Below are 12355 nucleotides of genomic sequence, written 5' to 3' on the forward strand. Positions count from 1 at the left end.
ACATTGGGTAAAACAGCAGACGCGCTTTACTGGAGCTATAACGTGACTGATGAGATCCAGCCGGAATGGGTACATGAGGCGGAACTCAAACCAGTATTAGAGCCTCACGCAGAAAAATAAAAGCCAAACTACAGCCGTTTTTATCGTCTGACGTACGCCGTGCATAAGTAAGCTGATGATATCGCCATGCGCATCACGTAGGCATAAGAAGAGTTGTCTTACAATCTTCAAGCCCCATGGCCCCGGCTCCTTCAAATAGCTCACATTGACCAACTCTATGGTGCCTAGGCTTAGTGTTAGGTTTGTGTATTTTGACCTGTAGATATCAGAGATGAAGAAAACCAGAAGTGTAACGACGCTCAAAAAGTGGGAAGGTCGTTTGGTTGTGGATTTGCCAGTAGCCTTTGCAAAACAGCTTGAACTGGCTGAGGGCGACGCTTTGGTCCTAGAGCTGGACCAGATGTCCTTACAGTTAAGGCCCGCTATAAAACCGAATATAGAATTACCAGAAGCCGTCAAGCCCATAATCCTCAAAGCCCCAAGGCTGGCTGAAATAGGTTCCTGGCAGGATAAAACCAGAGGTTAGCGCTCGATAGAGTCACCCCTCCTCTATCCGGAATGTGAGTAGCTCATCAGGCAATGACCTGATATAGAGCCGGACGTGTTCAAGGGGAGATACGCTGTTGAGAACAGCGAAGACATGATAGCGTTCGCTTCTAGACAAGCGCTTTAGTAGATGTTTAGCCGTTACGGCTACCGCCTTGTCTGTCTGATGAATTTCAGCGGCAAGGCCAAGCGCCAGGATGGCATCAATGAACTTCAATATTGCTCCTCATAGCAGCTTTCTCCTCTGAACATCTTTGATCTGCGATGCGGGATTTTAGCTGATCAGTTTCTTGATACGGCTGACCAGTTTTTCAATGGCAAAGGGTTTGGTCATGATTTCCATACCGGCCTCCACATGACCATTTCCTATCACTGCATTCTCGGCGTAGCCAGTAATAAACAGCACCTTAAGGTCGGGCCTAATGGCTCGCGCAGCATCAGCCAGCTGCCGCCCATTCATTCCCTCAGGCAACCCTACGTCGGTGACCAGCAGATCAATTCGCCTGGATGACTGCAAGACCTGGAGCGCCGCCTCACCATCACCTGCTTCCAAGGCTAGATAACCATGGTCATTGAGCACCTCGATGATCAACATCCGAATGGCTGGCTCGTCGTCTACAACAAGAATTGTCTCCCCTGTATGAGCCTGCAGCGCTTCCACAGGCTCAAAGGTGGGATCGGTTTCTTGCGCATGACCATGGTAACGTGGAAGGTAAAGACACATCGTGGTGCCCATACCCAGTTCCGAATAGATACGCACCTGCCCTCCGGACTGCCTGACAAAACCATATACCATCGACAGACCCAGGCCCGTGCCCTCTCCTACGGGCTTAGTCGTAAAAAAGGGGTCGAACGCCTTGGCTATCACTTCGGGTGACATTCCCGTACCGGTGTCGGTTATAGACAGGGCAACATACTGTCCTGCAGTCATGTCATAGTGAATTGACGTATATTCATCGATCCATTTATTAGCGGTTTCGATCGTAATGCGGCCGCCCTCAGGCATCGCATCGCGGGCGTTGATGCAAAGGTTGAGTAATGCACTCTCAAGCTGACTGGCATCGACCAGGGTTGGCCATAGTCCGCCCGCCGCTACTGTCTCAAGGCTGATATGAGGGCCAGTGGTACGCCGGATCAGTTCATCCATACCAGCGACGAGTCGATTCAGGTCGGTTGGCTTGGGGTCAAGCGTCTGGCGACGCGAAAAGGCCAGCAGTCGATGGGTAAGAGCCGCTGCTCGCTTGGTGGCACTCTGAGCGATGTGAATATAGCGATCAAGCTCCGTCAGGCGCCCCTGCTGCACTCGTGCATTGAGTAACTCCAGTGAACCCGCGATACCGGTCAGGAGGTTGTTGAAGTCATGAGCCAGCCCACCGGTAAGCTGTCCCACCGCCTCCATCTTTTGCGATTGGCGCAGCTGCTCTTCCGTACGCTGCAGCGCTTCCTGACTCTCTCGTTCTGATTGGATATCTCGACCCACCGCATGAAGAAACTGCTCATCGGGCACTGCCGTCCAGGACAGCCGCCGATAGCTGCCATCCCTGTGCCGATACCGATTTTGAAAACAGTGGACAGGCATTCCCATAGCCAGCTCCGCCATGGCAGCCGCAGTTGATTCGATATCATCCGGGTGAACATAGTCTGTCAGCGAACCACCCAGCAGCTCCTGCTCGGACCAGCCTAATATCGCGGTCCAGGCTGGGTTGACTGCAACGATAGTGGCGTCAAAGCGTGCGACCAGCATAACGTCTGTGGACAGACGCCACATGCGATCACGCTCTTGCGTGCGTTGCTCAATGCGTAGGGCAAGCGTTGCGTTTAATTCACGTAACGCCTCCTCGGCTTTCTGCTGGCTGGTGATATCAGTATTGGTTCCAAACCAGCGCTCAATCTGTCCCGCAGCATCATAAATGGGCACCACACGAGTCAAAAACGGACGAAATATCCCATCATGCCCTCTAAGGGGAAACGTCATATCAAAGGGCTGACCCGTCTTGAGCGAGTGGGTCCAGCCCTCAACCACCAGAGGGAGCACACTGGGATCATGGACTGTTTTCCATCCCCATCCCTGCATGGAGGCAAAGCTCGTTCCGGTGTACTCATACCAACGCTGGTTGAACCAGTAGATTTCCCCATCAGGGTGGGCCATCCAGCAAAGTGTAGGAATATAATTGGCCAGTGTTTCAAACTCAAGGGCTTTTTCATGCAGTAGGGCGCTGGCCTGATCGCGCTCCTTCTCCAGTGCGCGCTGGCTCTCAACATCGATAAGCACGCCAGGAAAGCGATGAGGGGTACCGTCTGATGCATAGTCGACACGCCCATTGGCTTCAATCCAGTAGTACTGACCGTCACGGCGTCTAACGCGGTACTGATGAGCGTAATTGCCTCCACGGGCAATACTCGTGTTGACGGCCTCGATTAAACCAGGCTTGTCCTCAGGATGAACCGTCGCGATAACCTGCTCCAGGCTTAAGCCCTTGCGTCCCAGAGCTGGATCGATTCCAAAGCTGTGAGCAAAGGCCTCATCCACGGTGAATCGATCGCAGGTCAGATCCCAAACCCAGGTCCCGATAATGGCGCCTGCGGACAGGGCCAACTGCACACGCTCGATGTTATCGCGTGCCAGTGCTTCGCTTTCACGTAACCGGCGAGAGATTTCGGCGCGTTCGGTAATATCAATTTCAGCTGCGACCCCACCCAGAAGTGTTCCGTCGCTGTCATAGATTGGAGCTGCGTTATTAAGAAACTGACGCCGCCCGCTTCCATCAAAGCGCTCACATTCGACCAGTTCATCCTGTACGGTCTCGCCGCGAAGCAGGGCACGTGCCATCGCCCACTCCTCGGTACGGATACGCTCGCCGCTTTCAGGCCTGTAACCGACCCACTGATCGTATTGGGTCCAATCAACGGTTTTAGGCGCAATACCCCACAGTTTTTTGTTTGCCGCGTTGGTACGCAGGATGTGTCCCTTGGCATCGGCAATGATGACCCCTATGGGCAAGGCATCAAGCGTTGCGCCCAGAAAGGCCTCACTGCGCCTCAAGCGCTCCTGGTTATCATGACGATGGGTTACGTCCCGGTAGAATACAGCCAACCCATCCGAGACAGGATAGGCTCGCATGTCAATCCAGCTGACTCTGCCATCAGGCCAGGTATATTGATGCTCATGAGCAACAGGCCGCCGCTCGGTAAGAGCCTGCCTGTACAACACCTCTATTCGGGGGGAGGCAGCAGGATAGGCTTCCCCATGTTTCATGCCTACCAGCTGCTCCAGGGACCGGCTCTCCATCTTGAGTGCTTCTGTGTTGAGATCCAGGATACGCAAATCCTGATCAAGCAGGAGAAACGCTTCACCCATGTTGTTGAGAACGCCCTGAGACCGGTCGCGCTCAACACGCAGTGCACGTTCAGCCGCATCGCGCTGACGTGCTGCCAGTATCTGCTCGGTCGTTTCGATAACGAAAGCAATTACGCCTACAGGCGTTCCGCTTTCATCCAGAATGGGTGAGTAATCAAGGTTCATCCATACCTGCTCAGGCTTACCATGCCTATGCAGCGTAAGCTCCTGACTCTTGTAGGACAGGGTACCGCCAGCTAATCCCACACGCATGACATGATCACTAAAGTCGGCTACTTCAGCCCATCCCTCTCTGACCTTTGAGCCAAGCAGTCTAGGGTGATTACCGCCTGCAAACCCAGAATAGGCATCGTTATACAGCATGATGCCGTCGTCCCCCCAGAGAAGCACGATGGGTACGGGTGAAAGGAGAAGGGTATTAACAGTTGTCTTCAGGCATTGGGGCCACGACTCTATAGGCCCTAAGGGTGTTGCTGCCCAGTCATAAGCGCGGATTAACCGGCCTAGCTCACCACCGCCCTGGGTTATGGCCTGCATCTCAGGGGCGGTAGTTAGCGTTCGGGCGTCCACGTCAGTTTCCTTGAGCGGTTTATCACATGAAAAAGATGGGCTCAAGGCAGGCGGGATGCCTGATCCTGCCAGCAACATTGAGGGTGGCATATGATATTTGGGCGACGTTAGGCTTTCCAGTTGAGCAACCGCCTGAACGTCGGATTTTTTCACAATGCTTAAAAAATACAGAATGTACAGGGAAGTGGTCGGCCGGTTTATTCTCACGAATAGATTTAGTTAAGCACATCAGCGCTCAAGCAGTACCCAAGGTAAGCCGGACCAGCCAGGCGGGGGCACCTGCATCTAACACTATGATAGTGACCCGGCCCTTTAGCCCTTGTTTGTGTCTACGCGCTGTGCCTCGACGTGTCGATAAGCCCTTTCACAACAGCGGTGAGCTCGGCCATATCAAAGGGCTTAGTCAGTACATGATCAAAGAGATCTCCGTGTTCACGAGCCATATGGGCATGGGCACCTGTCATAAGCATGACAGGTATTTTGGCAGTCCTGGACTGTCCCCTTATAGCCTTTGCAAGGTCACGCCCATTCATGACCGGCATCATGAAATCGGTAATAACCAACTCAGGCGCCTGTTCCGCCATAATTTCCAGCGCGACTCGTCCATTGCCGGCCTGACGCACCTCATAACCTTCCTCTTCAAGAGCTAGAGCGAGTACTTCCGTAATCAGGAACTCGTCATCTACTACCAGAACCATCGTCATGGGTTAACGATCCTCCACTGACGAAGTCAGGTATTAGGAACAGAAGAGGACTGCTTATCCTTCTCGTTGTTTTTGTGTCTAGCAACCAGGCTTACACCGCCGGCACCTATAGTGATCAATTTTCTGGACCGATCAAAAGCACTGTTTCTGAGCTTGAGAATTGAGAAAACCCCTTCAAACTCATCGTCCCTTTCATCAAAGTGTATCGTGAAAAGATTGTCGGCCAGGCTACAAAGTTCCGGGGATGAAGTACTGATATCACTGCTTAAGAAGCCGCGAATCTCCCAGGTACCATATACGGTCACATTCATGCGCCGCAGCTCGTTAAACAAGGCACCAAAAAACTCGATCAGCCGAGCCTGCTCAATGGCTGAGCGTGCCATGGCGCCCAGGCTGTCTATAAACACCCGTTTGGTATTAGAGTCTCGAACGGCCTTGAGCAGCTTATAGCCCACACTATCGAGCTGGAGCTCTGTAGTGGATTGCCAGCAGATCCTGACGATGCCGGCATCTACCGCGGCCTGAAGATCCAGGTCAAGCGCCTGAGCCTTTTGGGTAAGCTGATCTGGCGTTTCATAAAACCCAAAGAAAAGTCCGGGCTCGTCAGCTGTGCTTTGCAGAATAAAATTCAGGCCTAGCGTGGTTTTGCCACTACCTGATGGCCCAAGAATCAAGGACACTGATGATCGATGAAGCCCGCCTGACAGGGCCTCGTCCAGCGCATAAACGCCTGAACAAATCTTCTCTGCTTTAGGCTTTCCTAAAAGCGGTGGAGTGTTCAGATACGCTTCCAGCCGAGGATAAACCGTAACGCCCTGATGATTGATCTGATATTCGTGTTCACCCGGTATGGCAGCTGAACCCCGGGACTTTCGCACACTGATCCGGCGTATGGAACGCACCCCCAGGTGCTGCTCCTCCATCAGAATCATACCATCAACCATGGTTAGCTCAGGGCTACCTTCGTCCAGAGTGGCACCTGTTAAAAATAACAATGTGCAGCCGACAAATCCTGCATGGGCTTGCAGCTCAGCAATGAATTTCTTGGTGTCCAACGGTGTTTCAGCCCTGCTGCGGGCATTAAGCAGACCGTCTACGATAAGCAGTGATGTCTTGCTTCGAATGATTTCGCGGCGTAGTAGCTTAATAACGGCATCAAGCCCTTCGCTGGACAACGTATCAAAGGCGCTTAGATACTCGATGTCTGAGCCTATCAGGTTGCCATCAAAGAAATCCATCGTAGACAGGAAGCCAAACATCCGATCATGCGATTCGGACAGCAGCGTTGCGTAGATGACATGACCACCCTGCCTGGCATGATGGAAGGCAATTTGATTGGTTAGGATGGTTTTGCCAGAACCAGGCCGCCCCTGTATCAAATAAGACGCGCCCGTAAAGAGTCCTCCACCAAATAATGAGTCCAGCCCTTCGATACCGGTTTTAAAGCGCGCTAATTGATTCAATCTCATCACCTTCAATGTCCTTTTTGAGGACCCTACACAGACTGCAATACCTTACCGGCCAACTGCTTGCCCTGATCAACATAACCTGCGTTTGCTTTCGCAACGCTGATTTGATCATTATTGTGCCATTGATTAAGTGTCGCGTCGTAGAACTGTGCCACCGTCATTGATGAGAAATCGGTCAGCTCTGAGCAAAACTGAGCCTAGCAAGTAACACGATAGCTAAGCGAGTGGACGGGACAGTTTGAGAAAGGAAGGCATAAAAGGATCCTTACGAGAAAGACCTTTTATGCCCGAGCGGCTACTAACGGAGGGAGCTTTGGCCGCTCTCTCGATCCGAGGGCCGCGACAGCCTGAGAGTAGAATCGAGAGCAGGCATCATACGAGAACCTCAGGGCCTGTGCAATTTGGGTGGGAGCCCATCTCCATTACCAGGTTGATGCTCCCAAAGATAATCCAGTGATGCGAAGCCCCATACCTCGGGTGATTCACGGCTCATGATGCGGTCATAGCCTTTCTGAGCCTGCAGGTCTACTATTTCTACAGGAATATAGGCATTGCGTGTAACTGAGTAAAACACTTTTATTCGAGGCATCAGCAGCTGCTCGCGCTGCTCAAGAACTACTGCCAGGCGGTTACTTTCCAGGCGTACCAGTGATCCAACCGGATAAATGCCAACAGCTTTTACAAAGGCCTGAAAAACGTGAGGGTCGAAATGCCCTTTCCACTCGGCCATACGCTTGATCGCGTCAGCTGGATTCCAGCCTGTCTTGTAGGGGCGATTGGAGGTAATGGCATCGTAGACATCACACACCGTAGCAATGCGCGCCATCAGGCTTATCTCTTCCCCAGCAAGTCCATGAGGGTAGCCGCTGCCGTCGTATTTCTCATGATGATGATGACATACATCGATCGTGGTCTCGTCGGCCTGCCAGGCCGTGAGGATGCGCCTGCCCGCGTCGGGATGGCCACGCATGACTGTGAATTCTTCGTCTGTAAGCTTGCCGGGCTTGTTTAGTACATGAAGAGGCATCGCCATTTTGCCAACATCGTGAAGGAGTCCAGCCAGACCGGCCTGTCTTGTTTTGGATTCATCCAGCCCCAGCACTTTGGCAGTGGCAATCATGAGTGCAGAAACGGCAACTGAATGCAGATAGGTATATTCATCAGATGTTTTTAGTCTTGCTAGACTGATGAGTGCGTTAGGGTGGCGCACCACGGAAAGTGAGATGTCCTTCACCAGATCCATGGCATCGCCCATTTCAACAACGCGCCCCATCCGTGCATCTTCCAGCATGCATTTGACTGCCGTTTTGGCACTATCACACAGCTGCCTGGCTCGTTCTATCTCTTCAACCATCTCGACCTGAATCGGTAACGGCGTGATTTCAGGCCTTGTCTGAAATTGTGGATCGACATCATGACCTTGCGCCAGGTCGATCCACAGGCTCTCGACATTGCTTTCAATAATACGCTTGAGCTCATTGGGTGTACGAATAACAAACCCACCCTGCCAGAAGGGATGATCAGCCCGTGGCGTGCAGAATTCCTTCACATACATCCCCAGACGAGCCTGATCTATCGGGATGCGCTTAAGCATAGGTGCCTCCAGACATCAGATGCTATCTTGATTTATAGGTCTGCTTTACCGTTCCTTTAACTGGTGGGCAAACCGGCCTACCGAGTCTACGACTAACCGTGCGCCGTCCTGAATCTCTACAATGACAGCACCTGCCTGGCTGGCAAGTTCAAGCCCTGTTTCCGCTTGCCCCTTGCTAACCGCCATGACGTTTACCGCCTCGCTGGCCAACTGATTGTTGCGCTGAACAACATTGACGATTTCCTCGGTTGCCTTGCTTGCTCGACCTGCCAACTGACGCACCTCATCCGCAACAACCGCAAACCCCCGCCCCTGCTCCCCTGCCCGTGCAGCTTCAATCGCTGCGTTCAAGGCAAGCAGATTGGTTTGATCAGCAATTCCACGAATCGTTTGAATAATGGTGCTGATCAGCTGCGACTGCTCATTCAGACCCTGAATACCCCTGGACGCTTCGGTAAGGTTAGAGACGACGTGATGCATGACGTCCAGTGTCTGCTGTACAACACGGGTACCTTCCTTGGCGCTATGATCTGTCTGCTGGGAGGTGTTGTAGGCGATCTCGGCCGCTTCAGCCACAGCCAGCTCCTGGTTAACCTGCTCGGTGACGTCAGTGGCGAACTTGATCACTTTGTACAGTCGATTACAGGTATCCAGTACAGGATTGTATGAGGCTTCCAGCCAGACTGTATCACCATAGCGGTCGACACGCTTGAAGCGGCCTGCCACAAACTGGCCTTCATTAAGCCGCTTCCAGAATGCTGCGTATTCCTGGGAGTAGGCTTCTTCTGGCAGACAAAAAAGCCGATGGTGCTTTCCCTGAATATCGGCAAGCGTGTATCCCATACGGCTCAGGAACTTGTCGTTGGCGGTTAGCACCGTACCGTCAAGATTGAACTCAATGACTGCCGAGGAGCGAAGCAGTGCATTGATAACGCTCTCCTGTTCCTTGGCTTTCTCCATCGCCGCGGTTACATCGCTGGCAAGACACAGGTAGGTATCAACCCTGCCCTCCGCGTTTCGGATAGGACTCCACACCGTACGCAGCCAGATTTCGGCGCCGTCCTTGCGCCTGAAACTGTAAGCACCACTGTTATGCTGATGGTTTGACAAGGCTGAGGATAAGCGTTGGAACTCGTCAGAATGTGTGGAAGGAAAAAGCAAATCCTTGGACTGACCTACCAGCTCATGTTGGCTGTAGCCCAAGGCCGAAAGCATGTTGTCATTGATAACGGTAATGATGCCACGACCATCAAGACGCAGGGTCAGCATTTCTGCCTCTACTGACTCGCTTACACGCTGGCGAGCCGCTAACTCAGCCTTGAGCCTAGCATTTTCCTGCTTTACACCCGAACCAAACATGATGAGTCCCACAAAAGATTTTATTTGTTATCTGGTTCGGCACAAGTCATGGCTTCTTGAGCGTACCGGCGACAGAAGGTACGCCTTTACTCAGGTGGGTCTAGCGTTTGCTGTTATAAACCATTGATTTGCTATAGAGACCGCCCATTGTTAGGTTAAAGACTTTCACCTGTGGGAAAGATACTTCCAAAGAAGACCACTTATAGAATGCTCTACGGGACTCTGCGCTCTTTTGGCGAATGGGAGAGCTTTTACCGTACCTATAAATCACTTATTTGGGCAGCGTCTGATCCGATAAATGACACTGATAAAAATTTGAATAGTATTGCCAAGAAGGAGCTGAATACAGCCCCATGAGGCATGCTGCTGATAACTTGATCTATATCTCAGCAAGTGAGCGGCTTGATCTATGAGGCTTGATTAATAACGGTGCAGCCCCAAGATTCTCGTGTAACGTGTTTGACGAGTCCTTTCATGCCCCGTGTAATAACTTCACCTCAAAACATACCAGATCAGCAAGCAGTAGATTCCTATAATAAACAGCTCTTTGGAACACCGAAGGAGCGACTTGATTTCTATCGCAAGGAAATTCAGTTCGAAACAGGAATCCTGTCCGACAGGACCAACGCATACCTGGGCGCTCAATCATTTCTTGTCATTGCCTATGCATCTGCCATGGCCAACCGTAGTCCAGAGTGGGGGCACCTTTTCACGCTTGTTGTTCCTGCAGCGCTTGCCCTGCTAGGTATCCTAAGCTCTCTAAATGCCTGGCCCGGTATACGTGCCGCATATCTGATTATTCAACACTGGCATTTCAAGCAGGCGCAGTTGTTGAATAGCGACCCTTTCACCGGAAACTCTTATGATGATGTTCCGCTGTTTAGTGACAAGGAGTCAGATCCCAGTCACTTCCGAAAGTCATTAATGTTTAATGTACGTTCGCCTATCTTGTTTGCAGCATTCTGGACAGTGTTGGGAGTTTTTTCTATCTGGCTACAGTTATCCCATAGTGCTTAGAGGATAAACTGATCCTGATTGAGCTTGAAAGGAAGATCGAAGACAGAATGGATGGTTGGTTATTGTCGTCTTCAATGACATGGCTGCGCTTTGTGCTCGAAAAGGCATGTTGAAAACGAAATATGATTTCACTTTCTCATGGACGCGTGGACTTGGCTCACGATCCTGCCAGTCGTGATAACCGCAGGCGGAAACCTTCACATCAGTTGCACTAGGTACTCATTGCGGCAGCGCTGGATCACCGTGTACCGCTCGATGACTCCCTGGCAAAGTACGCTGCCGCGTCTCTCAAGAGTCACGTTCCTCAGTCACTCTGGCCAACTCGCGCTTAAGACGGGCAAGCACCTCATCTGGCGGGCTTCCTGTTCCAGAAAAGGTTTTCTCTCTCGAGCCCGACGACTGAGCAGATTTGGCGAATTGACAATTTCCTGGCCCATATGCCGGAAACTAGCGTCAGAGCGACATACCAGTTCGATCGCATCCCGCTCCTCGCTTGAAGCTTACGCCAGCTTAGATAAAGGCTTTTACAAAGCATTCGTCGAGTGGTACTACCTTGAACCCAAGGTAGGCTGATGTCTGATTGCATCATTGGAGTAGCTGCGCTATAGCATTATGATGTTATCCGCTGACAGAACATTCCTCATTAAGGACGCATGCAACGTGGGCGATACTCCTAACCCTTTTCACTATGTCATTGCTCCAAGAACAGATGCCGAGCGGCTGGAGGTTGAAGCCTGGCTACTGGCTGATCAGCTGCTTAACGTCCTGAATGACGGGCAGCCAAGAGCCTTTCAAAGGCGCGACCAGATAAGATGGCAGATCGAAGGCTTCATGAATGTTTTGCAAGCGCTGCAGACTCCAGAATCGTCACGGATTTATATAGCGATGCAGGAATTGACGATACGTATGCGTCAGCAGAGTGTTGCTGAGTTTAATCAGGCAGCCAAACTGTACACCCGAAAACAGCTGACTCCGGAATAGTTTCTTCAGCACTCTTGCACCTGCTCCAGGCATTCGCTACGCCTAGATGTCTGCTTTAACCAGGCTTGGCTGCTTTTAAAGAAAGGCAGGCAACGGCTTGATAAGCGGCTCGTAGTCCACCAGGGATGACTGAATGGTTTCCATCAGCAGCGGCCAGTGCACCATAGCTGAATGAAAATGTTGTACCGCCTGAACGTCAAGGTATTGAAGGCCCTGTAGGTCAAAGCTCCTGGCCAAATTATTGACGTCCTCACGGGTATCCAGGTGATGAGTAATGACGTCGAGGGCTTTAGAAGTATTCATAGACATACCAAACGATAAGCTAGAGAAATAAGAACGTTATTGCTGCTTGGTCATAAGCAAGTGATATGCCATATCAAAAGTCAAAAAATAGTCAAAAGAAGCGCAAGGAAAAGACATAACCCGCTGAGAAACATCAGCACAAGGTCTAAAGGATCCCAGCTGTCCATATCAGTTATCAGTTATCAGTTATCAGTTGTATCAGTAATATCTGGAAATTTTTGAGTGTTATCTAACGAAGTAGCGGATCAATGACCTGTTTCGCTCATGCTGAGCACTCTGGGATCAACTCGCGATAGGCTAGTAAAACGCTATACCTGTGAATCGCCCCTAGTTTCCTAGACACCTCTAAGCCTCATAATGAGGCCCGTTAGGAGGTGCCATGAGCAAGCAGCGT

9 protein-coding genes and 2 pseudogenes are annotated in these 12355 nt (G+C 51.4%); 2 read left to right on the forward strand and 9 right to left on the reverse strand.

Annotation, left to right across the window (positions count from 1 at the left end; genetic code table 11):
* Positions 1–598 precede the first annotated feature (598 nt).
* The 7 genes and pseudogenes from GM154_RS25160 to GM154_RS26160 form a co-directional block, all read right to left on the reverse strand.
* Positions 599–823 carry a hypothetical protein gene (locus GM154_RS25160; RefSeq protein ID WP_073450580.1) on the reverse strand — a complete coding sequence of 75 codons (225 nt, stop codon included), beginning with the start codon at positions 821–823 and terminating at the stop codon, positions 599–601.
* 57 nt (positions 824–880) lie between these two features.
* Complete coding sequence (locus GM154_RS25165) at positions 881–4534, reverse strand: PAS domain S-box protein (RefSeq protein WP_219654208.1); 3654 nt, start codon at positions 4532–4534, stop codon at positions 881–883.
* A gap of 329 nt (positions 4535–4863) precedes the next feature.
* Positions 4864–5238 carry a response regulator gene (locus GM154_RS25170; protein WP_219654217.1) on the reverse strand — a complete coding sequence of 125 codons (375 nt, stop codon included), beginning with the start codon at positions 5236–5238 and terminating at the stop codon, positions 4864–4866.
* Positions 5239–5264: 26 nt separating this feature from the next.
* On the reverse strand, positions 5265–6707 hold the full coding sequence (locus tag GM154_RS25175; RefSeq protein ID WP_374940350.1) for an RAD55 family ATPase: 1443 nt from the start codon (positions 6705–6707) through the stop codon (positions 5265–5267).
* Positions 6708–7092: 385 nt separating this feature from the next.
* Positions 7093–8301, reverse strand: a complete 1209-nt coding sequence (locus tag GM154_RS25180) for an HD-GYP domain-containing protein (protein ID WP_219654222.1) — start codon at positions 8299–8301, stop codon at positions 7093–7095.
* Between the two features lie 45 nt (positions 8302–8346).
* A complete protein-coding gene (locus GM154_RS26155; RefSeq protein WP_374940351.1) occupies positions 8347–8877 on the reverse strand; it encodes a methyl-accepting chemotaxis protein in 531 nt (176 codons plus the stop codon).
* A gap of 18 nt (positions 8878–8895) precedes the next feature.
* A pseudogene (locus GM154_RS26160) lies at positions 8896–9660 on the reverse strand (PAS domain-containing protein); the annotation flags it as partial.
* Positions 9661–10134: 474 nt separating this feature from the next.
* On the opposite strand from GM154_RS26160, the gene GM154_RS25190 reads away from it, so the two are divergent.
* Positions 10135–10677 carry a hypothetical protein gene (locus tag GM154_RS25190; protein WP_073450576.1) on the forward strand — a complete coding sequence of 181 codons (543 nt, stop codon included), beginning with the start codon at positions 10135–10137 and terminating at the stop codon, positions 10675–10677.
* Between the two features lie 144 nt (positions 10678–10821).
* On the opposite strand, the pseudogene GM154_RS25830 reads toward GM154_RS25190, so the two are convergent.
* Positions 10822–11097, reverse strand: a pseudogene (locus GM154_RS25830) (IS3 family transposase); the annotation flags it as partial.
* 240 nt (positions 11098–11337) lie between these two features.
* On the opposite strand from GM154_RS25830, the gene GM154_RS25195 reads away from it, so the two are divergent.
* On the forward strand, positions 11338–11658 hold the full coding sequence (locus tag GM154_RS25195; protein WP_219654231.1) for a hypothetical protein: 321 nt from the start codon (positions 11338–11340) through the stop codon (positions 11656–11658).
* Positions 11659–11733: 75 nt separating this feature from the next.
* On the opposite strand, the gene bcsR is transcribed toward GM154_RS25195, so the two are convergent.
* Positions 11734–11961 carry a BcsR/BcsP family cellulose biosynthesis protein gene (bcsR, locus tag GM154_RS25200; protein WP_073450574.1) on the reverse strand — a complete coding sequence of 76 codons (228 nt, stop codon included), beginning with the start codon at positions 11959–11961 and terminating at the stop codon, positions 11734–11736.
* Positions 11962–12355: the final 394 nt, after the last annotated feature.

Source organism: Pseudomonas sp. MAG002Y, from assembly GCF_019400845.1.
Lineage (GTDB): Bacteria > Pseudomonadota > Gammaproteobacteria > Pseudomonadales > Pseudomonadaceae > Chryseomonas > Chryseomonas luteola.